The 25,706-nt window shown below is 33.4% G+C and carries 24 protein-coding genes; 8 read left to right on the top strand and 16 right to left on the bottom strand.

Features of this window, described 5'->3' with window-relative positions:
- Nucleotides 1–110: 110 nt before the first annotated feature.
- Nucleotides 111–1,172 (top strand): DUF3810 domain-containing protein, encoded by a 1,062-nt coding sequence (locus QLS97_RS06550; RefSeq protein ID WP_282715166.1) that lies wholly within the window; start codon nucleotides 111–113, stop codon nucleotides 1,170–1,172.
- Between the two features lie 60 nt (nucleotides 1,173–1,232).
- Here QLS97_RS06550 and QLS97_RS06545 read toward each other — a convergent pair whose 3' ends face one another.
- Both QLS97_RS06545 and QLS97_RS06540 read right to left on the bottom strand, forming a co-directional pair.
- Nucleotides 1,233–2,453, bottom strand: coding sequence for a 3-oxoacyl-[acyl-carrier-protein] synthase III C-terminal domain-containing protein (locus tag QLS97_RS06545; RefSeq protein ID WP_282715164.1), 1,221 nt, complete (start codon nucleotides 2,451–2,453; stop codon nucleotides 1,233–1,235).
- 270 nt (nucleotides 2,454–2,723) lie between these two features.
- Nucleotides 2,724–4,028, bottom strand: coding sequence for an NAD(P)/FAD-dependent oxidoreductase (locus tag QLS97_RS06540; RefSeq protein WP_282715162.1), 1,305 nt, complete (start codon nucleotides 4,026–4,028; stop codon nucleotides 2,724–2,726).
- A 288-nt stretch (nucleotides 4,029–4,316) separates the two neighbouring features.
- Here QLS97_RS06540 and QLS97_RS06535 point away from each other — a divergent pair, with 288 nt between their 5' ends.
- Together QLS97_RS06535 and QLS97_RS06530 are read left to right on the top strand one after the other, a co-directional pair.
- Nucleotides 4,317–4,820: an RNA polymerase sigma factor gene (locus QLS97_RS06535; RefSeq protein WP_099714727.1), complete on the top strand. Its 504-nt coding sequence runs from the start codon at nucleotides 4,317–4,319 to the stop codon at nucleotides 4,818–4,820.
- Nucleotides 4,817–5,422 carry a hypothetical protein gene (locus QLS97_RS06530; RefSeq protein ID WP_282715160.1) on the top strand — a complete coding sequence of 202 codons (606 nt, stop codon included), beginning with the start codon at nucleotides 4,817–4,819 and terminating at the stop codon, nucleotides 5,420–5,422. Before QLS97_RS06535 ends, QLS97_RS06530 begins: the two co-directional genes overlap by 4 nt.
- Nucleotides 5,423–5,454: 32 nt before the next feature.
- Here the strand turns inward: QLS97_RS06530 and QLS97_RS06525 are convergent, their stop codons facing one another.
- Together QLS97_RS06525 and QLS97_RS06520 are read right to left on the bottom strand one after the other, a co-directional pair.
- Nucleotides 5,455–6,264 carry a lysophospholipid acyltransferase family protein gene (locus QLS97_RS06525; RefSeq protein WP_131916906.1) on the bottom strand — a complete coding sequence of 270 codons (810 nt, stop codon included), beginning with the start codon at nucleotides 6,262–6,264 and terminating at the stop codon, nucleotides 5,455–5,457.
- Nucleotides 6,265–6,402: 138 nt separating this feature from the next.
- Entirely contained in the window at nucleotides 6,403–7,044 is a 642-nt protein-coding gene (locus tag QLS97_RS06520; RefSeq protein ID WP_282715156.1) for an NUDIX hydrolase, read from the bottom strand.
- 94 nt (nucleotides 7,045–7,138) lie between these two features.
- Between QLS97_RS06520 and QLS97_RS06515 the strand changes: the two genes are divergently transcribed.
- Complete coding sequence (locus tag QLS97_RS06515; protein WP_282715154.1) at nucleotides 7,139–7,579, top strand: DUF4268 domain-containing protein; 441 nt, start codon at nucleotides 7,139–7,141, stop codon at nucleotides 7,577–7,579.
- Between the two features lie 94 nt (nucleotides 7,580–7,673).
- On the opposite strand, the gene QLS97_RS06510 is transcribed toward QLS97_RS06515, so the two are convergent.
- From QLS97_RS06510 to QLS97_RS06490, 5 genes are all read right to left on the bottom strand, one after another.
- Nucleotides 7,674–8,084, bottom strand: a complete 411-nt coding sequence (locus QLS97_RS06510; RefSeq protein ID WP_282715152.1) for a hypothetical protein — start codon at nucleotides 8,082–8,084, stop codon at nucleotides 7,674–7,676.
- Nucleotides 8,085–8,094: 10 nt separating this feature from the next.
- Entirely contained in the window at nucleotides 8,095–9,039 is a 945-nt protein-coding gene (locus QLS97_RS06505) for an NAD(P)H-dependent flavin oxidoreductase (RefSeq protein ID WP_282715150.1), read from the bottom strand.
- A 12-nt stretch (nucleotides 9,040–9,051) separates the two neighbouring features.
- Entirely contained in the window at nucleotides 9,052–10,668 is a 1,617-nt protein-coding gene (locus tag QLS97_RS06500) for a S8 family peptidase (protein WP_282715148.1), read from the bottom strand.
- 130 nt (nucleotides 10,669–10,798) lie between these two features.
- Nucleotides 10,799–11,986, bottom strand: coding sequence for a tRNA 2-thiouridine(34) synthase MnmA (gene mnmA, locus QLS97_RS06495; protein WP_282715146.1), 1,188 nt, complete (start codon nucleotides 11,984–11,986; stop codon nucleotides 10,799–10,801).
- A gap of 72 nt (nucleotides 11,987–12,058) precedes the next feature.
- Complete coding sequence (locus QLS97_RS06490; RefSeq protein ID WP_282715144.1) at nucleotides 12,059–12,775, bottom strand: toxin-antitoxin system YwqK family antitoxin; 717 nt, start codon at nucleotides 12,773–12,775, stop codon at nucleotides 12,059–12,061.
- Between the two features lie 460 nt (nucleotides 12,776–13,235).
- Here QLS97_RS06490 and QLS97_RS06485 point away from each other — a divergent pair, with 460 nt between their 5' ends.
- Nucleotides 13,236–14,198 carry a fasciclin domain-containing protein gene (locus tag QLS97_RS06485; RefSeq protein WP_282715142.1) on the top strand — a complete coding sequence of 321 codons (963 nt, stop codon included), beginning with the start codon at nucleotides 13,236–13,238 and terminating at the stop codon, nucleotides 14,196–14,198.
- Between the two features lie 45 nt (nucleotides 14,199–14,243).
- Here the strand turns inward: QLS97_RS06485 and yidC are convergent, their stop codons facing one another.
- The 6 genes from yidC to guaA form a co-directional block, all read right to left on the bottom strand.
- Entirely contained in the window at nucleotides 14,244–16,148 is a 1,905-nt protein-coding gene (gene yidC / locus QLS97_RS06480) for a membrane protein insertase YidC (protein ID WP_282715141.1), read from the bottom strand.
- 62 nt (nucleotides 16,149–16,210) lie between these two features.
- Entirely contained in the window at nucleotides 16,211–17,824 is a 1,614-nt protein-coding gene (pyrG, locus tag QLS97_RS06475) for a CTP synthase (protein ID WP_282715139.1), read from the bottom strand.
- Between the two features lie 167 nt (nucleotides 17,825–17,991).
- The gene (locus tag QLS97_RS06470; protein WP_282715137.1) at nucleotides 17,992–18,222 is read right to left on the bottom strand and encodes a DUF3820 family protein; all 231 of its coding nucleotides are present in this window, start codon (nucleotides 18,220–18,222) and stop codon (nucleotides 17,992–17,994) included.
- An 85-nt stretch (nucleotides 18,223–18,307) separates the two neighbouring features.
- Nucleotides 18,308–18,709: an OsmC family protein gene (locus QLS97_RS06465; protein ID WP_282715136.1), complete on the bottom strand. Its 402-nt coding sequence runs from the start codon at nucleotides 18,707–18,709 to the stop codon at nucleotides 18,308–18,310.
- A complete protein-coding gene (locus tag QLS97_RS06460; protein ID WP_345956937.1) occupies nucleotides 18,709–20,661 on the bottom strand; it encodes a PBP1 and LysM peptidoglycan-binding domain-containing protein in 1,953 nt (650 codons plus the stop codon). Before QLS97_RS06460 ends, QLS97_RS06465 begins: the two co-directional genes overlap by 1 nt.
- 129 nt (nucleotides 20,662–20,790) lie before the next feature.
- Complete coding sequence (gene guaA / locus QLS97_RS06455; protein ID WP_282715135.1) at nucleotides 20,791–22,320, bottom strand: glutamine-hydrolyzing GMP synthase; 1,530 nt, start codon at nucleotides 22,318–22,320, stop codon at nucleotides 20,791–20,793.
- A 186-nt stretch (nucleotides 22,321–22,506) separates the two neighbouring features.
- Between guaA and QLS97_RS06450 the strand changes: the two genes are divergently transcribed.
- Nucleotides 22,507–23,034 carry a hypothetical protein gene (locus QLS97_RS06450; RefSeq protein ID WP_282715133.1) on the top strand — a complete coding sequence of 176 codons (528 nt, stop codon included), beginning with the start codon at nucleotides 22,507–22,509 and terminating at the stop codon, nucleotides 23,032–23,034.
- A gap of 17 nt (nucleotides 23,035–23,051) precedes the next feature.
- On the opposite strand, the gene QLS97_RS06445 is transcribed toward QLS97_RS06450, so the two are convergent.
- Nucleotides 23,052–23,720 (bottom strand): hypothetical protein, encoded by a 669-nt coding sequence (locus QLS97_RS06445; RefSeq protein WP_282715131.1) that lies wholly within the window; start codon nucleotides 23,718–23,720, stop codon nucleotides 23,052–23,054.
- A 283-nt stretch (nucleotides 23,721–24,003) separates the two neighbouring features.
- Between QLS97_RS06445 and QLS97_RS06440 the strand changes: the two genes are divergently transcribed.
- Both QLS97_RS06440 and QLS97_RS06435 read left to right on the top strand, forming a co-directional pair.
- The gene (locus QLS97_RS06440) at nucleotides 24,004–24,414 is read left to right on the top strand and encodes a RidA family protein (protein ID WP_099714710.1); all 411 of its coding nucleotides are present in this window, start codon (nucleotides 24,004–24,006) and stop codon (nucleotides 24,412–24,414) included.
- 61 nt (nucleotides 24,415–24,475) lie between these two features.
- Nucleotides 24,476–25,705: a voltage-gated chloride channel family protein gene (locus QLS97_RS06435; RefSeq protein ID WP_428831773.1), complete on the top strand. Its 1,230-nt coding sequence runs from the start codon at nucleotides 24,476–24,478 to the stop codon at nucleotides 25,703–25,705.
- Nucleotide 25,706 lies beyond the last annotated feature (1 nt).

The following is a 25,706-nucleotide window of genomic DNA, read 5'->3' as shown; positions in this document are numbered from 1 at the left end:
TTATTTTTGTTTGAGGTTTAACATTTACAAAGCCCAAAGTTACAAAGTTTAAATTCTTTATCGATACTAATTGATATTGTAATTATATTTACACTACTAAAATTCATGCTGTGCGAACAAAATATTTCCTTTCCTTCTTTCTTTTTGTCCAAATACTAATTTTGCAGGTTCTTCCTTATTTTCCGCTACAAGTAGAACAATTTTACAGTAATGGTTTTTATCCGGTACTTTCAAAATTTTCAAGATTAGCATTGGGCAGCATTCTATTTTCTTTGGGAGATTTAATGTATATTATTGTTATTGCTTTTGTGTTGAAATGGTTTTGGAACCAACGAAAATCTTGGAAATTAAAATGGAAAAACAATATATTATCTATATTAAGTTTTGTTTCAGTGTTCTACTTCTTGTTTCATTCACTGTGGGCGTTTAATTATTACCGTCAACCGCTTTTTGAAAAAATGGAAATTCAAAAAGACTATACGGATGCTGATTTATTAGCTTTCACCAAAAAGTTAATCATTAAAACAAACGCCATTCAAAAGCAGATTACAAAAAACGATAGTTTGAAAGTAGTATTTCCTTACTCACAAAACCAGGTTTTTAAGATGAATTTGAATGGATACAAAAAACTAGCTGAAGAACATTCCTATTTTACCTATAATCATTTAAGCACCAAAAAATCACTTATCAGCTTGCCTTTGACCTATATGGGTTTTGGCGGCTATTTGAATCCGTTTACCAATGAAGCTCAGGTTAATTATCTGGGTCCAATGTACAGTTTCCCTATGACTACCAATCATGAAATGGCACATCAAATGGGTTTTGCCAGCGAAAGCGAATGTAACTTTATTGGATTTTTAGCATCTATAAAAAATGAAAATGTATATATTCAATATTCAGGCTACAGCATGGCTTTACGGTATTGCTTGGGCAATTGGCAAGTTCGAGACGAAAAAATTTTTAAAGAATTACTAAAAACCGTTCATCCCGGAATTTTGAAAAACTACAAAGAAAGTGAGTATTTTTGGAAACAATATGACACTATAATTGACAAAGGTTTTCATGCTTTTTACGATAGATTTCTAAAAATAAACCAGCAAAAAGACGGCTTAGAAGGCTATAGTAAATTTGTGAATTTAATGGTGAATTACTATAAGGGAAAAAAGTTATGAGTTATGTGTTATGAATTATGAATTTCATAACATTTAAAGCCTAACTTAACTATTAAGAAACTATAATTTTTCCAGTAATAAACCTGTAGCTGTAAGCCCTGGCCCAAACGCCATTGCGACAATTTTCTTACCTGATTCAATATTTGGATCGTTCACAATTTCGTTGAAAATATGAGGAATCGTGGCTGAAGACATGTTTCCCTGACGACGTAAAATCTCATAAGACCAATTTGCCTGCTCTTTAGCCAATCCTATTGCATCTATAACATAATCAATGATTTTAGGCCCACCTGGATGTATCGCAAAATGCATATTTCCTTTTTGCTGTTCAAGATCAACATTTCCTTTTTTACAAAGTGTAGTCAAAAAAGGTTTGATGTTTTTACGAATAAAAACAGGTACTCGCTTAGACAAGGTCATTAAAAAATTGTATTCCCCTAAATCCCAAGACATATCCTCTAACGAATCTGGTATAATAACTTCATGAGACGCTAAAATTCGTAGTCCTTTTTTCTCGGGAAACGTATCATCAGTCAGGAACGATTCTTCATCGAATAAGGAATAACCAATAAATCCATCTGCAAAAAGAGAGCAAATCATAATATTTGAATTGGAAAATTCGGTCAGATTTAAGTGTGCCGATAATAATTCTGTGTGAACCACATCTACCCTACCTTTAGTTGAACTGGCACACAGCAAACTTCTTCCTGTACGAATTGCCGGAAAAGCTCCATAACAGCCCATGTGATAGGAATGCGTAACTTGTACCGTTTCCCAATCCCTTTCTATGACTGCTTCCTGAGCGACACTTGGTGAAGAATATCCCGAGCAAGTAACATGTATGAGATTTTCTGGACTTGTATTGGTTTTTAAATAGAATTGATCAAAAACATATCCCATTTTTCTTTTGAACCATTCCATTCGAACCTCAATTTTAGGTCCATAAAGATTTCCTGATTTGACTTCGAAACCAGCAGGAAAATGATATCCTGAAGGCGAAGTAACTTCCATTATATGTTCAATAAAATCCTCAACTTCCTCAAAAATAATACTTTGTCTACTATTTATATTTTCGGAAGAAACGGCATACTTATCTACCTGATCAGATATAAGCTCAAAAGTAATAGGTTCATTATCATAAGCTCCATTTCCAGTTACACCAGATTTTGGAAGATTTTGAAAATGATAATACAGGAATTTTGTGTACTGATTGAGTTTTTTTTGATCTATCAATTTACCCACTAAAATTGGATGAAAATTGGAAAGTATAACGCTTTTCATTAACTTTTAAATTTTAATTGAAATATAAAATTAAATCAAAAATCATTCAAAAAAGTTCAAATCAATATAGTTATATTTATTTAAAACATAAATCACTGATTTACAATTAGTTATAAATATTATAATTTTGTTAAAAAACTGAAAATCAGTTAGTTATAAGAATTACTCTACACATTCATTAAGTACTGATTATCAAGTATGTAAGAATAAAAATACAGTATTATGTGATGCTGTTTTTTAAGTGTATTTTTCCAAATTTTAAAAAAATATCTAAACTTCATCACTTGTAAAAGTCGTGAAGCTTTTCTTTTTATAAGGCCTGATAATCAAACGTCCTTCCCGATCAAATCGAATGTAATTGTAAACCCAATTCAAGAAAACTACGGCTTTATTTTTGAATCCAATAAGTGAAAACAAGTGGACAAACATCCATACAAACCATGCGAAAACGCCACTGAAATGATATTTAGGCAAATCAACAACCGCTTTATTTCTTCCTATGGTTGCCATAGAGCCTTTGTCATTGTATTCAAAAGCTTCCATGGGTTTGTTTTCAATTAATTTTATTAAGTTTTCACCCAATAATTCCCCTTGTTGCATCGCAGGCTGTGCCATCATAGGATGTCCTTGCGGATAGGTTTCGGATTCCATAGAAGCAATATCGCCTACGGCAAAAATATTTTCGTAGCCCGCCACTTGATTGTATTCATTAACCCGAATGCGTTCTACTTTTTCAACCAAAGATTTACCATCCAATCCGGCAATAAGAGCGCCTTGAACTCCTGCTGTCCAAATCACGGTGGCGGTTTCAAAAGCTAAATCGGAATTTGTGGTTATCGTGCGTCCATCGTAATTAGTGACACGGACGTTTTTCCAGATTTTCACACCCAAACTGATTAGAAATTTTTCGGCAGCTTGCGAGGATTCTTCGCTCATGGTGTTTAGGATTCTGTCACCACTTTGAATCAAATTAATTTCCATTTTGGCAATATCAAGGTCGGGATAATCTTTTTGCAGAATGGCTTTTTTCATTTCGGCCAAAGCGCCAGAAAGTTCCACTCCTGTAGGTCCGCCACCTACGAGTACAAAATTAATGAGACTATTTTGTTCGGCTACATCTGTTGTTAAAACCGCTTGTTCAAAATTTTCTAAAATCAGACTTCTAATATTGAGTGATTGCGGTATGGTTTTCATGGCCATACTGTTGCGCTCGATTTCTTTGTTGCCAAAATAATTGGTTTTGGAACCTGTGGCAATCACTAGATAATCATACTTTAATTCGCCAATTTCAGCGATTATCTTTTGGTTTTTAGTGTCGATTTCTTGGACATTGGTGAGCCTAAAATAGACGTCGTCGTATTCTTGGATTACTTTTCGGATAGGATATGCTATGGAACCGGCTTCGAGACCGCCTGTAGCTACTTGATATAATAAAGGTTGGAAAGTATGGTAATTGTGTTTGTCTAAAAGGACAACCTGAACTTTTTTGTTTTTTAGTTTTTTGGCTAATGCAATTCCTGCGAAACCTCCGCCAATGACTACTATTCTGGGTAAAGTTGAATTTGGGATGTTCATGTTTAAAAAAATTCTGAATTGTTGATACTCAAAGATACAATGTTTTCTACTGTTGAATTTCATCAAATAGTATCGAAATTTTTGTTTTTGCAAAAGTTCCTTAGAAAAAATAAACGTGTAAATTAGCCCCGATGGTAATGGAAATCCTTTATTTTTCTGGTTTTTTCAGAAAATAAAGATTGCAATGTACAGCGGGACGAGTATTAATTATGAAATGAATAGTGGTGTGCTCCTCAAAAAAAAGCGCTACTTTGTAACAAAAACCAGTATTGGCTTACTAACGTATATATGAGTGATAATCTAGAACATTCTTTTGTAAAGCAGTTGCAGGAAAATCAGAATATAATCCACAAGATTTGTAGGTTGTATACTAATGGCGATGATGCACATAAGGATTTGTTCCAAGAAATTACGATTCAGTTATGGAAGGCTTTTCCAAAATTTAGGGGCGACAGTAAATTTTCTACTTGGGCCTATCGAGTCGCGCTGAATACAGCGATTACTTTGTACCGAAAAACAAAAAGATCCATAAACACTATAGAATTTGAAGGACGGCAACATTTCCTGAATGATGTTGAATATGACTATGAGGAGGAAGAACAATTAAAATTAATGTACAAAGCTGTTTACCAATTAAATGACATTGAAAAAGCATTGATATTTATGTATCTTGAAGACAAAGATTATCAGGAAATATCAGAAACATTGGGAATTAGTGAAGTAAATGCAAGGGTGAAAATGAATAGAATTAAAGGGAAATTAAAAAAAATATTAAATCCATTAGGCGTATGAAAGAGTTGGATTTATTAAAAAAAGACTGGCAGAAGAGTGATAATTCTTTTGAGCAAGTATCGGAAATCGAGATTTATAAAATGATCCATAAAAAATCATCTTCGATTGTGAAATGGATTTTTATTATTAGTATTATTGAGTTTGTAGTATTAAACTCTTTAAGTTTTTTACTTCCTGATGACAAAATGAGTAAATCTGGAACAATTGAAATTTTTATTACTGTTTTAGATTATTTAAGTTATGGTGTAGCGCTATTCTTTATGTATTTATTCTATAAGAATTATCGTTCTATATCAGTCACTTCAAATACTAAAAAACTAATGGAATGTATTTTAAATACTCGAAAAACAGTTCGATATTATATAGGATATAATTTATTTATAGTGTTTTTTGTTGCTGTAATATTATTATCCAATGAGATCCAAATTAAATTCGCAACGAACAATGATGATGGAGCTAGAATATTTTTCACTTGTATTGTTATGCTTATTTTTATACTTATTTTAGTTGGCATAGTATGGCTATTTTATCAATTGATTTATGGAATTTTACTAAAAAAACTGAATAGAAATTACGCAGAATTGAAAAAGATAGATTTATAAAAAAAGAGGCAATTGCCTCTTTTTTTGTATTATTAATATTCCCATTTACGCAATCGATTCAATTCTTCCTGTTCTTTAATTTCTTCAGCAGGAATAACTTTTAGGAATGAAGGATGTTGCTCGATTGCATATTCTACTTTTTCAACAATTTCTTCGATTGTATCATTATCATAATCAATATCCAGAGGTTCTTTGATAATAAAAGACTGCAGAATTCCTTTTTTCTTCATGCGAAATCCTTTTTTGTCAAACGAACGACGAAACCCATCTATAACAATAGGCACCACGATAGGCCTGTGTTGTTTAATAATATGTGCTGTCCCTTTACGAACCGGTTTGAAAGATTTTGTAGTTCCTTGCGGAAAAGTGATTACCCAGCCATCGGCTAGCGCAATTTTAATATTTTCAGTATCGTTAGGGTTTACGTCTCGTTTTTCGGTTACATCAACACCTTTTGCACGCCAAGTTCTTTCAACAGTTATTGCGCCTACATAAGATAAAATCCTTGGTAACAAACCTGCCTGCATGGTTTCTTTGGCCGCAACGTAATAAATATTCATTTTAGGTTGCCACAGATAGCAAACATTTTTAATGCTATCATCACGTCCGCTCAAACTCGCATTAAAAACATGAAACATAGCAACGACATCCGCAAAATACGTTTGATGGTTGGAAATAAAAAGTACGTTGTTGTCCGGTAAATTTCTAATAATTTCTGAACCTTCAATCTGTAATTCATTAAATCCTCTATACCGTCTATGCGTCATGGCTCCAAAGATTCGGATCAGCCATTTTTTTATAAATAATATGTGTCCGAAAGGATTTCTCTTCAACAATCCCATAAAATTGTGTATTTTTTTGTGAATTTGGATTACAAACTTACGAAATTTATATTTGAAGTTGGTTGCTGAATTCAACAGAACTATTTGAAAATTACAACCAATTAATTGGCCCTTTTCTAACTGTAAAATTTCATTTACTTACCCGAGAACCTCTTTTAAAACCTCTTTTAACTCACTCAACATCATTGCTGTAGCACCCCAAACAATATGTTCCTCAATTTTGAAAGCCGGAATACTGATGTTATCAGCGTAGGAAGTTGACAAATTTGTATCCACTACAAGCGCATCGTCTAAGAAAACCGACAAAGGCAATTCTATAATATTAGCCACTTCCGAAGGTTGTGGTACAAACACCAATTCTTCTTTACTGATACCCAAAAAAGGATGTACCATAAAGTTACTTGGTGGAATATATAATTCTGTAAATGGTTTAAGAATTTCAATTTTATCCGGATGAATTCCCACCTCTTCATGCGTTTCCCGAAGTGCCGTTTCAGCAAAACTATCATCTTCCAGTTCGTATTTACCTCCTGGAAATGCAATTTGTGCCGAATGAACTCCTTTATAAGAATTCCGGACGATTAACACCAAATGTGTCGTGTCATTTTTAGGATAAAAAAGCATCATTACAGCTGCTATTCTGGGCTTTTTATCTTCAATATTGCTGTTTTTCAAGCTTTCTAATCGCTCTAAAGGCGCCATTTTTACATGTGCGTCAAAAGCTGGAAGTCTTGCTTCAATTAATTTAGGAACATACCGTAAAAATTCTTGAAAATCCATAATCAAAGTCTATTTTTGCATATAAAACAGCATATAAATATAGTTTAGAAAATACAATTGCGCAAGTTTTTCTATAACCAAAAAGTCATTACAAATGTACAGCAAAGAAGAAACACAAAGATTAAAGCGAGAATTCTGGATTGCATTCGCAGAGAAATATCCTAGAAAATGGGTATTATACGATACTAAAATCAAGGATTTTTCTTTTAAATTTTATGTGGACAATAAAAAAGCTCAAGTTTTAATCGATATTGAACATCGAAGTGATGAAAAAAGAATTGCTTATTTTGAAAAATTGGAAGCTTTAAAAAACATTCTCGAAGAAGAATTCATCAAAGACTTGATTTTCGAAAAAGACTATACACTGGAAAGTGGCAAAACCATCAGTAGAATTTGGGTTGAAAAACTAGGTGTGGGTGTGAGTAATCGTAACTATTGGGATGAAATATTTGACTTTTATAATGAAAAAATGAATGCTCTGGAACTATTTTATTTAGAGTACGATGAATTTATAAAAGATATTGAAAAACTTTAAATTACAAACTCTATAGAAATTAATATTTTAAAAAAAATGCTTCAATTTGAACAATTTAACTGTTCCAATTGAAGCATTTTTTTTATCCAAATCATCACATATTAAAGATATTATACACAATAATCCGATCTTCATAATTGATATACAATTGCTTCCTATTATCCTGTTTTTTTCTGGTGATTATAGAAACGGTACAATCTAATCCTTCATTATCCTTACAGGTAAAAGAATAAACAATATCAGTATCATTCTCTTCGATAGGTTGATAATCTATGATTTCAAATAGTTGAATGATTTGGGAATAAACTACTATTCTATTTTTATCGGTATCCAATGTGACTAAAATATTGACTAAATCTAGATCAGACCACTTCCCCCATTTTCCTTTTTCTGTTTTTTCTAAAACGCTAAAACCCGAAGTTTTAAACTTATAATTTTGGCCAAAGGAATGCTGTAACCCCATCACTAAAAAAAGTAATACTATATATATTTTTGTCTTTATCATTCCTTATAAATTAAAAATCAAAATTAACTATTTCTTTTCTGGCTGTTTCAAAATCGGCTATCATTTCCTGAATGATTGTTGCGGCTGGTTTTATATCATGAATCAATCCTGCTATTTGTCCAATCTCTAATTCTCCTTCGATTAAATCGCCTTCAAACATACCACGTTTTGCCCTTGCTCTTCCCAGCAAATCTATTAATTCTTCTTTGGTTGGACATTTTTCATACAATTGCTGAACATCCTGATAAAATTTATTCTTAATCAATCGAACAGGAGCGAGTTCTTTCAAAGTTAGTTGTGTATCGCCCTCTTTAACATTTATAATCGTTTCCTTAAAATTCTCATGTGCAGATGATTCTAACGATGCCGCAAATCTACTTCCTACCTGAACTCCGTCAGCTCCCAAAACCATCGTTGCAAGCATACCACGACCGGTTGCAATACCACCAGCGGCAATTAACGGAATAGTGATCTTTTCTTTCACCATTGGAATCAGCGTAAGCGTAGTTGTTTCTTCTCTACCATTATGTCCGCCGGCTTCAAAACCTTCGGCAACAATAGCATCAACACCGGCATCTTGTGCTTTTATTGCAAAAACAGAACTGCTAACCACATGTACAACAGTTATGCCATTTTCTTTCAAGTAAGGAGTCCATGTTTTTGGATTCCCAGCCGATGTGAAAACGATTTTCACCCCTTCATCCACGATGATTTTCATGATTTCTTCGATATTGGGATACAACATCGGAACGTTTACTCCAAAAGGTTTTGAAGTCGCCTTTTTACATTTTTGAATGTGCTCGCGTAAAACTTCAGGATACATGGAACCTGCTCCAATCAATCCTAAACCTCCGGCATTACTCACTGCACTTGCTAATTTATAACCACTATTCCATATCATTCCTCCTTGAATAATTGGATATTTAATCTTAAAAAGGTCTGTGATTTTGTTCATGTAGTATTAATGCTATAATTTTTTAATTATTTTTCCTGTTTTAGAAAAACCATCTGATTCCATTTTATAAAGATACACTCCTTCATTCAGAGATTTCAATGAAATAATAGATGCTTCAGGCGTGATTTTTTGTTCTAAAACTTTTTGACCCAAAATGGAATAAATAAATACTATTCCCCTATCAAATTTTGCAGGTAAAGAAACCGAAACAGTGTCACTGGCAGGATTGGGATAGAGTACAAAATCATCTTTAGAAAAAGATTCTAAATCCAACTGGTTACTCACAGCCAACGCAAAATCAGGAATTCCAAATCCATATTGATTATTGGGGGCAGAGAATTTATCTGCTGATTTTAATACTAATTCTCTAATTTCCCGATTTGTTTTTTGAGGAAATGCCTGCCACAAACAAGCAATCATTCCTGCCATTATGGGACTTGAAAAAGAAGTTCCATTAGCAGTCACGATGTTTCCTGCAGCATCTGAGACTATTGCTGCTTGTCCTTGGGCCATGACATCCGGCTTTATTCTTTGGTCAAACGAAGGACCTACTGAACTGAACGAAGTCAATACTTCCGAAGAGTTTACTGCGCCTACGGCAATTACTGAAACAGCATCGGCAGGAGTCGCAATATGTGGATCTGATGTTCCGCCTGAATTACCAGCCGATGTCACTATAACCATACCTCTGCTAAATGCAATTTCAGCCCCACGGGAGATGAATGCAGTTGTACCATTTATTTCACTATACGTATGACTATACGCATCATTATCGTAATCAAAATACCCCAAAGAAGTATTGATAATATCTACTCCTAAACTATCCGCTCTTTCTGCTGCTTCAACCCAAAGCGATTCTTCGACAGGATTTTCTGACGTATCATTTTCTGTGATGAATAAATAATAAGATGCGTCTGGTGCCGTTCCCACTAACGAATTTTCTTTGTAACCGCCCATTGTCGAAAGTACCGAAGTTCCGTGTGAAGCTCCAGTATAAAAATTCGGATTTCTTAATACAAAATTATAACCTCCCAAAATCTGGTTATTAGCTCTTAATCTTTGAAAAGGCTGAGCTGTATTGACTCCTGGAAATCCACCATCTAAAACGGCTATTATTTTACCAGAACCCGTATAATTTTGTTGGTGTAATTGTTGTCCGTTAAGCATCTGGATTTGATTCGATGAAGAACCATAAGCATATTCAATTTTGGTTTTCTTAATTTTATTTACCTTCTTTATTTTTGAAAGCTTCGCTATTTTTGCAGTTTGATTCAGTGATTTATCCGCAAAATCAACTTTGCTGACAAAAGAAAGCAAGGCCAATGAATTTATATTAGCTTGTGATCCACGAACGTGGACTGCATTCATCCATTTGGATTTTGCCATGACAGTAATTCCAATAGCTAATTTCACTTGATCAATATAGGATTCCTCAACTGGAATATCTTTAAAGTCTAAAGCAATACTCTGATTGGTTCTTCTATCTAATGCTCTTTGAGTAAGCATTTCCAAAGGTGTATCTAAATAAAATTGAGAATTGGGCTTTGCATTAAAATATACCCAAGCGTCTTGTTGTGAAAAACCAGCTGAAGTAATCAGTAAAAAAAGAAATATGTAGGTTTTTTTCATAGTAACTTTATTTTTTTTAGTCCTAAAAACTTCAACTATCGCTAGGATTGAATCATTATTATTGATTTTCAAGATTTTTAATCCCAGAAAAACATTTGTTTTTAGACCTTTTTATAAATAAAGTACTAAACTAAGAAATTACTCCCGAACCAACTAATTCTTCTCCTAAATACCAGGCTGCAAATTGTCCTTCTGTTACTGAAGATTGTGGTTCATCAAAGGCAACGTACATTCCGTTTTCAAATTGATGTAAGGTAGCTTTTTGCAAAGGTTGTCTGTATCGGATTCTCGCCATAACATCCATAGTTTCTCCATTGGCTAAAGCCAAATCTTTACGAATCCAATGTACTTCGGCTTTTTCTACAAACAACGCTTTCTTGAATAATCCGGGATGTTGGCTGGTCAATCCGGTATAAATAGTATTGGTTTCCACATTAGTGGCAATAATAAACAATGGATCTGTTGTCCCCCCAACATTTAATCCTTTACGCTGTCCAATGGTGAAATAATGAGCACCTTGATGTTTCCCAACTACTTTACCCATGTCTGGAGTGTACGGAATTTTTCGTGCATCAGACATCAAACTATCTTCTAAAGCTAATTCGGCTTCTTTTTCAAAACTGTAAACAGGATCGTTTTTATCAATTTGAATTATAACTCCGTCTTTTGGTTGCAATTTTTGTTGTAAAAACTCTGGCAAACGCACTTTTCCAATAAAGCATAATCCTTGTGAATCTTTCTTTTCGGCAGTTATCAAATCCATTTGAGCCGCTATCTCACGAACTTCTGGTTTTGTCAATTCTCCGATAGGAAATAATGATTTTGCCAATTGCTCTTGAGATAATTGACATAAAAAATACGATTGATCTTTGTTGGTATCGGCACCCGCTTTAAGTTGATAAACCGTTTCACCATTTACTTCGATTTCACTTTTCTGGCAGTAATGTCCAGTAGCCACATAATCGGCACCAAGACTCAAAGCAATTTTCATGAAAACATCAAATTTTATTTCGCGGTTACAAAGCACATCGGGATTTGGAGTACGCCCTTTTTCATATTCGTTGAACATATAGTCCACGATTTTCTCTTTGTATTCTTCACTTAAATCAACAGTTTGGAAAGGAATTCCTAACTTTTCAGCAACTAATAAAGCATCGTTACTGTCTTCAAGCCACGGACATTCATTAGAAATAGTAACCGAATCATCATGCCAATTTTTCATAAAAAGACCTATGACTTCATACCCTTGTTGTTGCAATAAATAAGCAGCAACACTTGAATCTACACCTCCAGAAAGTCCTACAACAACACGCTTCATCTTCAAAAAATTATAATTTTACAAGGATGCAAAGTTACAAAAGATTTACAACAGTATTTGTTAAGTACAACGTTAATTGTTTTTGGATTTTGTTGCATTTTCAGGAAAACTCATATTCGTTTCTTTTAGCAATTTCCCTTTTTCAAAAAACTGCCAAATCCCTGATTTTTTACCATTTACAAACTGCCCTTTAGAAACTACATTCCCATTTGTATCGCTAAAAATTGCTAAACCACTGTAAATGTTATTTTTAAACATTGATTCTTCCAATAAAATTCCTTTTTCAGTATATTTTTTATAAAAACCATTCTTCAAATTGTTTTTATAACTTATTTCTTCTGCTATTTTTCCACTGAGATAAAAAACGGTACGCAAACCTTCCAACTTTCCATTTACGTAATGCTCTGTTGTCATAATATTTTTTGAAGCTTGATGATAATACTTCCATTGTCCTTCAAATAATTTATTAACCACTTTTCCTTCGCTTACTTTATTCTTATTCTGGTCATAGAAAATGGTATACGCAGAATTGTCTTTTGCATTAAATTCCCTTGTGGCAATTATGGATTTAGCTTTGGTATCATCGTAAAAATTAAAAACACCAATTTCTTTTCCATGCTCGAAAGTGCCTTCATATCTGGGTCTTTTTGATTCCTCATAAAACCCTTTCCATACTCCGTGTTTTTTACCTTTTTCATCTAACTTATTGAAATCTGTTTGTGATACAATATTTTGGCTAAAAAAAACCAACATCAAAAGTGTAAAAAAACTAATTTTATATGTTCTCATTATTTCTTAGTGTTTACGTATTATCATAAAACTGATAATTTACTTTTTTATTTTAGGCAACTTACTAATTACAGTTATTCCTTGCTCTACTATTTCACAAATATACTACTCTATTCTTTTGAGTCGTTGCAAAGGTGATTGACAATTCAGAATTATAGATTCAAACTGTCTGTTTAATAATATCGTTGATTTAACACCACGAAAGCTTATAATGAATCATTTTTTAAAATGTTTAAGCATCTTATTATTATTTTTTTCAATAGTAGATCAAAAAACCCAACAAATACATACGGATATCATTATCAGTATATTATGAATTATTTATTACTAATAAAATATAAATTAAACAAACCTAAAAAAAATAATAAATTTTAATTCTGTTTATCATTTTTACAAAATTATTAAACAAAATGATAAATCAATTTATTAATTTCGAAGAAACAAATAAACAATAAACACTATGAAAAATGTATCTAAAATTAGAAATTTAGCTTTGATTGCATTATTTTCAATCTTAGCAGTATCGTGTGACAACGATAGTGAAAATGTGGTTGCAGACAACACAATAACAGGAAAAGCATCTGGTACTGAAAATTTAAGCATTTTGGTTCAAGCTTTAGTAAAAGCCGAATTAGCAACAACTTTGCAAGGATCTGGTCCGTTTACAGTTTTTGCACCTACTAACGAGGCATTTGCAACTTTTCTTGCAACAACTCCTTATGCAACAATAAATGATGTACCAAAAGAAGCTTTGACTCAAATTTTATTAAATCATGTTGTTACTGGTGCTGTGAAATCTACTGATTTAACTACTGGCTACATAAAAACTTTAGCTAAGGGTTCCGCATCAACCACTAACACATTGAGCATGTACATCAACACATCTTCAGGAGTAAAATTAAACGGAAATGCAACGGTTACAACCGCTGATATAATGGCTTCAAATGGTGTAATCCACATTGTTGATAAAGTTATCGACTTACCTACAATTGTAACTCATGCTGCGGCAAATGCAAATTTTAGTACTTTAGTTAGTGTTCTAAATCGATCAGGTCAACCAAATTTTATAACTACATTATCAGGCACTGGTCCTTTTACCGTTTTTGCTCCTACAAATGCTGCTTTTACTGCATTAAATACTGAACTAGCTCCAGGAGGAATTGCAGGCGTTTCAGCGGCAAACTTGACAAAAGTTTTACAATACCATGTGGCAAGCCCTGCAAATGTTTTAGCAGCCAGTTTAACCGAAGGACAAGTTGTAACTCCAATTCTAACTCCGGCTCAAACATTTACCATTCAACTTACTGGTGGCGCAAAAATCAAAGATGCTAACAACAGAATTTCAAATATTATCATAACTGATGTACAATGCTCAAATGGAGTTATTCATGCCATTGACAAAGTATTATTACCAGTCCTCTAATTTTATAACAAAAAAAGCTCTCATTACTGAGAGCTTTTTTATGAATTATTTTTTCTTCTGTTGTGCTTTTTGAGCTTCAGCTTGTTCCATAACTTCTTGCAATTTTTTCTGGAACTTACCTTGTTTTTTAGGCTCTTTCAATTTGTTTTCTTGAATTTGAGCATGAATCTTATCACTATCGATAAAGTATCGTTTGATGACAATCATAATTCCAATGGTAATTAGATTCGAAATAAAGTTATACAAACTCAATCCCGCACCATAACTATTGAAGAAAAACAACATCATTATTGGCGATACATAAATCATGATTTTCATCATCTTCGCCATATCTGGCATTCCTTCTTGTTGCGGAGCCGCCATTTGTTGATCGCCAGAAGTCATTTTCATATAGAAGAAAATAGCAATCGAGGCCAGCACTGGAAACAAACTGATGTGGTTTCCGTAAAAAGGAATATAGAAAGGCAAACGTATTACTTCATCAAAAGACGATAAATCATCCGCCCAAAGGAAGCTTTTTTGTCTTAACTCAAAAGCCGATGGGAAAAACTGAAACGAAGCATACATAAAAGGAAGCTGAATCAAGGCTGGAATACATCCTGCCATAGGATTCACACCCGCTTTATTATACAATTTCATAGTTTCCTGCTGTTTCTTCATTGGGTCTTTTTTGAATTTTTCTCCCAATTCTGTAATTTCAGGTCGCAATACTTTCATCTTGGCTTGTGACAAGAATGATTTGAACGTAATAGGCGACATTGCTAATTTTATTAAAATTGTAAAAATAATAATAGCAATTCCATATGCGATGTAAGAACTTAAAAATCCGAATAATGGAATAAAGATAAATTTATTGATCCATCCGAAAATACCCCAACCTAATGAAATAATTTTTTCTAAATTTTTATCATAATGGTTTAAAGTCTTGTAATCTGTTGGACCAAAATACCAACTCATTTTATGATCTAATTCTCCATTTTCAAAAGCTAATGGGATATTTGCTTTAAATTGTTTCGTAAAAGTAGTATCTACTTTATCATCAATAACCAAGTTATCAGACTTCACTTTAGCAGTTTCGAAAGGAGTTTTTGTCAAAAGTATTGTTGAGAAAAAGTGCTGTTTAAAAGCCACAAAAGTTGCTTTTTCAAGATCTGATTCTTCTGATTGACCTAAACCTGCGTAATCAACTTTTCCTTCTTTATGTTCAAAATAAATTTCAGTATAACGGTTTTCGTAAGATACACTTTTCTCATTTCTATAGGTTTTCAAGCTCCATTCTAAATCCAACGGTTTAGCTGTATTTAGAACTTTGTTCAACCCTTGTGAACGAATATCAAAACCAATCATGTAATCGTTTGGCTTCAATATGTATTTGTATTCCAAGAATTCATTAGCTCCCGCTTTTAACTTCATCGACAATACTTGATCTGCTCCAACTTTTGTCAAAGTAGGCTCAAAATACAAGTCTTTAGAATTTAATGTACGGTTATCACTGGTTAGCAATTGTACATTTAAATTGGCATTATTGTTTTTTATCAACTCAACTAATTGTCCGGAACCTTTCTTGAATTTTTCAAACTTTTTCAAAGTAGCTTCAACAATATATCCTCCTTTATTGGCAATTTTCAATGTAACCAATTCGTTTTCAATAGTTGTAAAACCAGCTGTAGCTGAAGGAAGCGTCGCAGAATAAGCAAAATTCCCTAACGTTTTTTGCAGTTGGGCTAATTGTGTAGAGTCTCCGGTTGCTGCAACGGCAATAGTAGCTTTTGCAACAGTTTTTGCCTCTAATTCTTTGGCTTTAGCCTGCTTAGTTACAAGCTCTTTTTGGGCTTTCTCAGCTGCAACCACTTTAGGATCTGGTTGATTTTGATACATAATCCAAACCAAAATACCAAAAATTAATGCAAAACCTATAATCGAATTGAGATCAAATTTTTTTTGTTCCATTATAATTAAAAAAAGTTTAAAAGTTTAAAGTGTACCGTTTATTGGAACCAAATCATTTCCAGTTATTTTTTCTTTGCCTGAACCGCTGCTGCTACAAAATTTACAAAAATAGGATGCGGATTCGCTACCGTACTTTTGTATTCCGGATGGTATTGTACCCCAATGAAAAATGGATGATTTTCTATTTCTATAATTTCAACCAATCCTGTATCTGGATTCACACCCGAGGCAATTAATCCTGCATTTTGCAATTGCGCTACATAATTACTGTTGTACTCATAACGGTGACGGTGACGTTCCGAAATAGTCTCTTTTCCGTAAATTTTGTATGCCAATGAATCTTGTTTGATATCACATTTCCATGCACCAAGACGCATTGTTCCTCCCTTATCAGTAATCGTTTTTTGTTCTTCCATAAGGTTTACAACCGGATGTGAAGTATGCTCATTCATTTCAGTAGAATTTGCATCAGCATATCCTACAATATTTCTTGAATATTCGATAATTGCCATTTGCATACCCAAACAAATTCCGAAAAACGGCACTTTATTTTCACGGGCATAACGAACTGCTTCGATTTTTCCTTCGATTCCTCTTTCTCCAAAACCAGGAGCTACAAGAATTCCGTCTAAACCGGCTAATTTCTCGTTTATATTTGTTGCGTCAATGTGTTCTGAATGAATAGAAATCACATTTACTTTGGTTTCATTTGTTGCACCTGAATGAATAAATGCTTCCAAAATAGATTTGTAACAATCTTGCATTTCTACATATTTCCCAATCAAACCGATGTTTACAGTATGCTTTGGATGTTTCAATCTGCGCAAAAAAGTATTCCAGTTTTTCAAATCCGGAGCCGCTTTTTTAGGCAAATCTAATTTCTTTAATGCTACCACATCAAGTCCTTCTTCCAGCATTAAATTTGGCACTTCATAAATAGTCGAAGCATCAATAGATTGAATAACAGCTTCTCTTTTTACATTACAGAATAAGGCCAATTTATTGCGAATCTCATCCGAAAGTTCATGCTCTGTTCTACAAACTAATATATCCGCTTTGATACCACTTTCCATCAATGTTTTAACGGAATGTTGTGTCGGTTTTGTTTTCAATTCTCCTGCTGCAGCCAAATATGGTACTAAAGTAAGGTGAATTACGATAGCATTATTCTCGCCCAAGTCCCAAACCAATTGACGAACGGATTCTATATAAGGTAATGATTCTATATCTCCTACTGTACCACCAATTTCGGTAATTACAATATCATAATCGCCAGAATTACCTAGCAATTGCATTCTTTCTTTAATTTCGTTGGTAATATGAGGTACAACCTGAACCGTTTTCCCTAGAAATTCTCCTCTACGTTCTTTTTCTATTACCGAAAGATAAATTCTACCAGTAGTAACATTATTTGCCTGAGAGGTTGGAACGTTCAAAAAACGCTCGTAGTGTCCTAAATCTAAATCGGTTTCTGCACCATCATCTGTTACATAACATTCTCCATGCTCATAAGGGTTCAAAGTCCCCGGATCAACATTAAGATAAGGATCAAATTTTTGAATTGTTGTTCTGTATCCTCTTGCTTGTAACAATTTTGCCAAAGATGCTGCAATAATTCCTTTTCCTAAAGAAGAAGTCACACCGCCTGTAACAAAAATATATTTCGTTTGATTCATTCTGTTGTTGTTTGTATTGTAGTTGTGTAAAAAACTTGGCAAAAGTACAAATTTAATTGGATTATTAGAATATTAGATTGTTAGATTTTCAGACTCTTTTAGATTTAAAAGTCTAACAATCTAATTCTCTCAAAATCTAAAAAGTCTAAAAATCTAAGCTGTCTAAACTACGGTTTCTGGTATCTTTTTTTAATATTTCGTATCAATTCCTCTAATCCGTTCAATTTTAGCTCATATATCAATTGAAGCTGCTGCCCTAGCTCCCCTTTCGGAAATCCTTTATTGCTATACCAAACCACATAATATTCAGGCAAGTCAATAAGATACTTTCCTTCGTATTTACCAAAAGGCATTTTAGTATGAGCAAGTTTGATGAGTTGTTTTTGGTTTTGATCCATTTTTTTGAAGAAAAAAAAGAAAAAGAAACAAGAAGTGCGCTTTATTTAACAGCTTACTTCTTATCTCTTTTTTCTATGCTCTACTTTATTTCCAGTTAAAAATAATACGTTTTTCGATTTCAGCATTTAAACTCAGAAAAACAGGACACGTCATGGCGACTCTTTCAAGGATGATTTTATTCTTTTGATCCGCTTCTCCATACATTTCAAATGTAATTTCGATTGCACCGATGCGTCTTGGTTCCCCATTCATGATTTTAGTAACTTCAGCAGTTGACCCTTTCAAATCAACTTCTAAATCACGTGCTTTTATCCCCATAACCGTCATCATACAACTTGCCAAAGCGTTGGCTACAGTATCCGTTGGAGAAAAAGCCTCGCCTTTCCCATTATTGTCTAAAGGAGCATCCGAAATAATTTCAATTCCTGATTGTATATGAATGGAAGAGGTTCTTAAATCCCCTAAATAAGTTACTATTGACGTCATTAGTTTGCTTCTTTTATAGTTAAATCAGTGTCATAATATAGGATATACACTCCCTTATTAATGTAGCCACCGTCTTCTTTTTTGTAAAATTCGAACTTATTATCTACTTGCTCCGTAGCAGTATTATCAATCGTTTCTTGATATTTCTTGTCTTGTGACAATCGCATCATAGTATCAAAAGTAATATCAAAACCTCTTGTAGCAAATGTACTAGGGTAAATTTTATTTTTCTTTTTGAACTCTTTTTCGAAAACTAAAGCTTCGGGAGATTCGTTTTCACGGGTAACAGAAGGATACATTAATTTCAATTTTGTTAAATTCACAAAACTAATTTCGTCTGTATCTAACGTTTCATTTGGCTCCAAAATAACCAATTGCACTTTATAAGTAGCCATAGCACTTAACATAGCCGCAATGGTCGATTTTATCATTCCCGTATTTCCGGTTTCCATCACCACATAGTTTATTTTATCTTTCACAAATAAACTTTTTAAATTTTCAGCAGACACACCACCATTTGCATTAAGGGCCGAAAATTTTACATCTTTATGATTCTCTTTAATAAACTGTATAACCGATTCTTTTTTCTTATCAACTACCGCTACAATATTCCCGTTTTTTGATCTCATAAAATCGAACATCGCATTTTTAACGGCTGTAGCGGTAGGAACCGTTTGAAACATATTGCTAAACGAAAGAGCCGTGTCTTTTGATAAAGGTGAAATCACCGGCACTTGATTTACATTTAATAATTCAGCTGTTTTTTCAACATTATTTTGATAGAAAGGCCCAATGATAGCATCGGAATTTTCCAGATTATTTTCTTTAATAATTGCAGCAATATTAGAAGTATTTTTAGTTTCCTGAGAATCAAATATACTCACATCAATTGCAAGTCCCAATTGTTTGGCCGAATCAATCGCCACTAAAGCTCCCGCATAAAAATCTAAAGTCATGTTCAAGAACTTGTCTTTTTTCAAGCGCATTGCAGTCGAATTGACAGTATCACCTTCAATTTTTGAAATATTAAAAGGCAAAAGCAATACTAGTTTTTTTCTGCTGTTACTTTTCTTTGAGATTACAGCGTATTCCTTTTTGGTATCCTGCGGAATACTAATAGTTGCCGGAAATTTCAAAACCATACCTTCCACAACACCTTGAGACAAAGCGGGATTAAGGGCGATTAATTCTTCCTGGCTCATTCCTGCCATTTTCGACAAACTATAAAGTGTTTCTTTTGGTTTTACCACATAATTCAAATAATTGACTGCGGTAGAAACTTTTTCAGGAATCGCTTTTATAATTTCTTTTTTGGATTCAACCACTGTTGCAGTTTTATCTAATTTTGGTCCCGAAGTTTTGGGATTCCCTTTGATAATTAATTTATAACCAACAGGTAAATTTGAAACTATTTCAGGATTTTTTCTCTCCAATTCTTCAATGGTAATGCCATATTTCTTCGCAATAGAATATTTAGTTTCTTTTGGAAGAACATCATGATATACAACTTTTGCTTGTACTGAAGTAGTATTTTTTTGTCCAATGCCCGAGGGTATTGTAAGGGTTTGCCCTATTTGCAATCCATCTTTTTCCAAAAAAGGATTTGCTTGTTTTAAGGCTTCATCCGAAACACCATATTTTTTTTCGATACCATACAAAGTCTCTTTTGGTGCCACTTCATGGGTAATCGCTTTCGCATTAGCCTTAGCTTGAACCGCTGCTTTTTGTTTCCCGCTGCTTTTTGGAATCAGCAAAACACTATTGGGTTTTAAACCACTTAGTGCATCTGGATTTAATTGGTAAATATCATACGGAGTAACGTTGTACTTTATTGCAATCTGACTGATTGTCTCTCCTTTCTCTACTTTATGTGTAGTAGTTTTCTCCTGTGAAAAAACACTGTTATTAAAAAACAAAGCCGTTATACAAATCGCAAAAAAATATTTCATCATTTTTATTTATAAAATTATTCAATCATTAATAACGGAACGGTATCAAATTTTATTCCAAAAATCTGATACCGTTTTATAGAGAACATTAAAAATAATGATGTTCAAAAAATTAGATTAAAATCTAAATTATTATTCCCACTCAATAGTTGCTGGCGGTTTTGAACTAATGTCATACACCACTCTATTTACTCCTTTTACTTTATTAATAATATCATTAGATACTTTCATCAAGAAATCATACGGTAAATGCACCCAATCAGCAGTCATACCATCAGTAGATTCTACTGCACGAAGCGCAATCACTTTTTCATAAGTACGCTCATCGCCCATTACACCTACGCTGTTAACGGGAAGCAAAATTGCTCCTGCCTGCCATACTTTATCGTACAATCCCCAAGATTTCAATCCGTCGATAAAAACTTTATCTACATCTTGCAAAATTTGCACTTTTTCTGGTGTGATATCTCCTAGAATTCTAATGGACAATCCTGGTCCTGGGAAAGGGTGTCTTCCTAATAATTCTGGATCAATTCCTAATGAAGCCCCTACTCTACGCACTTCATCTTTGAAAAGCATACGCAAAGGTTCCACAATTTTTAATTTCATGTAATCAGGCAAACCTCCTACATTATGGTGTGATTTAATAGTAGCCGAAGGTCCTTTTACCGAAACTGATTCAATAACGTCAGGATAAATTGTTCCTTGTGCTAACCATTTTACATCTTCTATAAGGTGTGATTCATCATCGAAAACTTCGATAAATACACGTCCAATAATTTTACGTTTGGTTTCCGGGTCACTTACACCTGCTAATTCAGATAAAAAACGATCTCCAGCATCGACTCCTTTTACGTTTAAACCCATTCCTTTGTATTGGTCTAATACGTTTTGGAATTCGTTTTTACGAAGCAAACCATTGTTTACAAAAACACAGTATAGGTTTTTCCCAATAGCTTGATGCAATAAAACTGCCGCTACTGTAGAATCTACTCCACCAGAAAGACCAAGAACTACTTTATCGTCTTGTAATTTTTCTTTTAATTCTGCCACCATTTCTTCAACAAAAGCATTTGGAGTAAAATTTTGAGGAACTTCAGCAATTTTTACTAAAAAGTTTTCCAGCATTTTTGATCCATCTGTAGAATGAAAAACTTCAGGGTGGTATTGAATTGCATAAGTAGTTTCCCCTTCAATTCTATACGCTGCAAATTCCACATCATGTGTGCTTGCGATTTTCACTCCATCAGTTGGTAATGCCTTAATACTATCACTATGGCTCATCCAAACTTGGCTATTCTCTGAAACACCTTCAAAGAAAACTTCATTCTCTTTTATAAAAGACAAATTAGCTCTACCATATTCCCTAGTGTTTGAAGCCGCTACTTCACCACCACTAAAATGCGATAAGTATTGTGCTCCGTAACAAACGGCTAATAAAGGTAGTTTTCCTCTAATTTGAGATAAATCTGGATGTGGCGCGTCTTCTCCTCTAACAGAAAAAGGGCTTCCTCCAAGAATTACTGCTTTATAAGATGATAAATCACTCGGAAAATGATTGTAAGGGAAGATTTCGCAGAATATATTTAATTCGCGAACTCTACGCGCAATAAGCTGTGTATATTGCGATCCGAAATCTAAAATAAGTACGTTGTGTTGCATGCGCAAAAATACTTTTTATATTTTGAATTGAAAAATTGATTTTTGAAAAATATTCTTTTTATTTGTAACACTTCGATTATTGCTCTAAAATCAAATCAAATAGCGTTAAAAAAACCTATACTCTACAATTTTCGTAAGTGAACTAACAGATTCTAAAAAATTAATTTAAAATAAAACAACATTTAAATGAGAACAAAAATTTATTTATCAATAGTAACAGTAATAGTTTTAATTACTTCGTGTAATGTAATTGATGATTTATTGACTTTTACAATAGACAACCAAACAACTTTTAAAATTGAAAGTGGATTTCCTCTTGGTACAGCTTTTAATGTAATCACTCCAGATGTTACTACAAACTCCAGTTCTACTTTTGAAAATAACAATACCAAAGCTGAATTAGTAAAAGATGTAAAATTAAGTGAGTTAAAATTGACCATCACAGACCCTAGCAATAAGTCATTCAGTTTTCTAAAATCGATTCATTTATACATCTCTACAGATGCAAATGACGAAATAGAATTGGCTTATTTAGATGAAATCAATTCGACTTCAAACGTTCTGAATCTAACGTGTACCACGCAAAAATTAGACAAATACATCAAAGCTTCTTCTTACAAAATCAGAACTAAAGCGGTTATCAAAGAAAGTTTGACACAAGATATCACGGTAAAATCTGATATGAAATTCAAAGTTACTGCTGATCCATTTTAGTACGTACGGCAACTAAATTATTCTTTTGTAACAATAATAGTTGCCTTAAAACCAGTTCCAAGATTCCATTGACTAGCCGAAATCAAACCGCCATTGTCATCATAAATCTGAAATTCAGCAGTATTTGGACCTGAACTTCCTTGATTCAAGGCTTCAAAGTCTATCTTGTTGAATCCTTTTTCCAGAACTATTTCAAAACCCTGGAAATTACTGTCCAAATTCACTTGATATTCAACGACTTTATCATTCAAGTACACACGAATCTTATCGCCGTCAACATAAGCGGCATCTCTGTATCTTACTTTGGCCGTAAGCGAACTTGTTGTAAAATTCCCTAAATTTTGATTTTTTCTATATACAATGCCTTCAGAATTATCTTCCTTTTTGTTTAATTTATCCCTGTAAACATCTCCTGGATTAATAAATTCATTTTTCGGGGTCATTGAAAAATTAGTAGTCGGAGTAATCGAAAGTGAAGGACTCGGATTCGGATTTAAAAGCTCCGGATTTTTAAATACATTCGGAGTCTTAATAGGAGGAATCTCTGCTTTTGGCGGAGTTACTTTTTTAATTTTTGGTGCATTATTTTTGAGTGGAATGGGTTTAAATTTTGAACTAAATTCATTCTGAGCATATCCACTTAAAGACATACTTATTGCAATCATTAAAAATAAAATCCTTTTCATAACTTTTTTAAATTAGTTTATCAGTGCTTGTAAATTTTAAAAATAAAAAACTAATCATATATAATGACTAATTATACTATAATTTAACTTTCATTTATAACATTCAATTTTTAAATTTATTGCGTTTTAGAACCTAAAATATTCTAACAATTCCTAACAAAAATTGAAGTTTTTAATTAAAAATTACTGTTTTTCATTTCAGTATTTTTTATAAATTGCAAATATTATGCCACACCAAAAATTACATTTAAACAATGTAAATTAATACCTAAATACAATTAAAATGAAAAGAGAAAACATATTGACAGGTTCTCCATGGGAAGACAAAATGGGATATTGTCGCGCAGTACGCATTGGAAATATCATTGAAGTATCAGGAACGGTAGCCATTGTTGATGGTGAAAAAGTAAAAGCTGATGATGCTCATGCGCAAACACTGAACATTTTAGAGCGTGTAGAAAAAGTTCTGGAAGACCTGAATGTAAGCATGAAAGATGTTATTCGAACCCGCATATTTACCACTGACGTTTCTACATTTGAAGCCGTTGCCACTGCTCATGCCAAGTTTTTTAAAGATATAAAACCAACTACTGGTTTTTACGGAATCAATCAACTCGTAGCACCTGAATATTTAGTTGAAATCGAATTTACAGCTATAGCTTCTGAAAAACCATTAATTCAGGAAGGATTATAATACTTTTGTAAAAAATACTTCTCCAATTAAGGTAATGAATTTAGAAAACGTAAAAAAAATAATGCTTGTCACCCTCAAATGGATTTTCATTTGTGTATTGACAGGCATTTTTTCTGGATCGGCATCAGCATTTTTTTTAGTGGCACTGGATTGGGTTACACAATATAGGGAACACAACAACTGGATGATTTGGCTTTTGCCAATAGGTGGTCTCATAATAGGATTGCTCTATTATTATTGGGGTAAATCTGTAGTTAAAGGCAATAATTTATTGCTGGAAGAATACGAGAATCCTCAAAAAACAATTCCTCTAAAAATGGCTCCATTAGTACTTTTTGGCACCTTAATCACGCATCTTTTTGGAGGTTCAGCGGGTCGTGAAGGAACAGCAGTTCAAATGGGTGGCGCTATAGCCGATCAATTTACAAGAATCTTTAAGCTTGATAATACCGACAGAAAGACATTAATCATTTTGGGAATTAGCGCTGGTTTTGCCTCCGTTTTTGGAACACCTTTGGCTGGAGCCTTGTTTGCTTTAGAAGTTCTGTATTTCAGTAAAATCAGTTACAAAAGCATTCCGTTATCCTTTTTGACAGCATACATCGCTTATTTCACCGTTGAATTTTGGCACGTAAAACATACCCATTATAGTATTCCAATCCTTCCCGAAATGAGTTTTACAACCTTATTTTGGATAATTTCAGTCAGTGTTCTTTTTGGTTTAGCCGCCATGTTATTCTCTCGAAGTACGCATTTTTGGAGTCATCTATTTTCAAAAAACATAACCTTTCCTCCGCTTCGTCCTTTCGTTGGCGGAATAATTCTTGCACTGGCTATTTATGGCATTGGAACTACTAAATACATTGGTTTAGGAATCCCGGCGATTGTTGATTCTTTTTCTAATCCCAATGCTTCGTATGATTTTATTTTAAAAATACTATTCACCGGATTCACGCTCGGAGCAGGATTTAAAGGCGGCGAAGTGACTCCGCTATTTTTCGTTGGTGCCACATTGGGAAGTGCTTTATCGATTGTAGTTCCTTTACCTATTGCACTTTTAGCAGGAATGGGATTTGTAGCAGTTTTTTCGGGAGCAACCCACACTCCTCTAGCTTGTACGGTTATGGGAATGGAACTTTTCGGGATAGAAAGCGGGATTTTTATTGGTATTGCTTGCGCTATCGCATATTTTTCTTCGGGGTCAGTAGGAATTTATAATGCCCAAATAGTAAAAGGAGCAAAATACCATTTGTATCAAAAATTAAGAAGAAAAAATATGGAGCTTTTATAAC

The sequence above is a fragment of the Flavobacterium yafengii genome (assembly GCF_030010375.1).
Lineage (GTDB): Bacteria > Bacteroidota > Bacteroidia > Flavobacteriales > Flavobacteriaceae > Flavobacterium > Flavobacterium yafengii.
The sequence above is the reverse complement of the archived record's forward strand: the minus strand, read 5'-3'. Positions and strand labels throughout refer to the sequence as shown.

Bases quoted from the DNA above. Each gene is read 5' to 3' on its own strand.
- QLS97_RS06470 (WP_282715137.1), bottom strand. From the start codon at position 18,222: ATGGATCAAAACCAAAAACAACTCATCAAACTTGCTCATACTAAAATG.
- QLS97_RS06490 (WP_282715144.1), bottom strand. From the start codon at position 12,775: ATGAGAACATATAAAATTAGTTTTTTTACACTTTTGATGTTGGTTTTT.
- QLS97_RS06485 (WP_282715142.1), top strand. From the start codon at position 13,236: ATGAAAAATGTATCTAAAATTAGAAATTTAGCTTTGATTGCATTATTT.
- QLS97_RS06500 (WP_282715148.1), bottom strand. From the start codon at position 10,668: ATGAAAAAAACCTACATATTTCTTTTTTTACTGATTACTTCAGCTGGT.
- QLS97_RS06540 (WP_282715162.1), bottom strand. From the start codon at position 4,028: ATGAACATCCCAAATTCAACTTTACCCAGAATAGTAGTCATTGGCGGA.
- QLS97_RS06510 (WP_282715152.1), bottom strand. From the start codon at position 8,084: ATGATAAAGACAAAAATATATATAGTATTACTTTTTTTAGTGATGGGG.
- pyrG (WP_282715139.1), bottom strand. From the start codon at position 17,824: ATGAATCAAACGAAATATATTTTTGTTACAGGCGGTGTGACTTCTTCT.
- mnmA (WP_282715146.1), bottom strand. From the start codon at position 11,986: ATGAAGCGTGTTGTTGTAGGACTTTCTGGAGGTGTAGATTCAAGTGTT.
- QLS97_RS06525 (WP_131916906.1), bottom strand. From the start codon at position 6,264: ATGGGATTGTTGAAGAGAAATCCTTTCGGACACATATTATTTATAAAA.
- QLS97_RS06515 (WP_282715154.1), top strand. From the start codon at position 7,139: ATGTACAGCAAAGAAGAAACACAAAGATTAAAGCGAGAATTCTGGATT.
- QLS97_RS06435 (WP_428831773.1), top strand. From the start codon at position 24,476: ATGCTTGTCACCCTCAAATGGATTTTCATTTGTGTATTGACAGGCATT.
- guaA (WP_282715135.1), bottom strand. From the start codon at position 22,320: ATGCAACACAACGTACTTATTTTAGATTTCGGATCGCAATATACACAG.
- QLS97_RS06445 (WP_282715131.1), bottom strand. From the start codon at position 23,720: ATGAAAAGGATTTTATTTTTAATGATTGCAATAAGTATGTCTTTAAGT.
- QLS97_RS06545 (WP_282715164.1), bottom strand. From the start codon at position 2,453: ATGAAAAGCGTTATACTTTCCAATTTTCATCCAATTTTAGTGGGTAAA.
- QLS97_RS06535 (WP_099714727.1), top strand. From the start codon at position 4,317: ATGAGTGATAATCTAGAACATTCTTTTGTAAAGCAGTTGCAGGAAAAT.
- QLS97_RS06460 (WP_345956937.1), bottom strand. From the start codon at position 20,661: ATGATGAAATATTTTTTTGCGATTTGTATAACGGCTTTGTTTTTTAAT.
- QLS97_RS06505 (WP_282715150.1), bottom strand. From the start codon at position 9,039: ATGAACAAAATCACAGACCTTTTTAAGATTAAATATCCAATTATTCAA.
- QLS97_RS06440 (WP_099714710.1), top strand. From the start codon at position 24,004: ATGAAAAGAGAAAACATATTGACAGGTTCTCCATGGGAAGACAAAATG.
- QLS97_RS06520 (WP_282715156.1), bottom strand. From the start codon at position 7,044: ATGGATTTTCAAGAATTTTTACGGTATGTTCCTAAATTAATTGAAGCA.
- QLS97_RS06450 (WP_282715133.1), top strand. From the start codon at position 22,507: ATGAGAACAAAAATTTATTTATCAATAGTAACAGTAATAGTTTTAATT.
- QLS97_RS06465 (WP_282715136.1), bottom strand. From the start codon at position 18,709: ATGACGTCAATAGTAACTTATTTAGGGGATTTAAGAACCTCTTCCATT.
- yidC (WP_282715141.1), bottom strand. From the start codon at position 16,148: ATGGAACAAAAAAAATTTGATCTCAATTCGATTATAGGTTTTGCATTA.
- QLS97_RS06530 (WP_282715160.1), top strand. From the start codon at position 4,817: ATGAAAGAGTTGGATTTATTAAAAAAAGACTGGCAGAAGAGTGATAAT.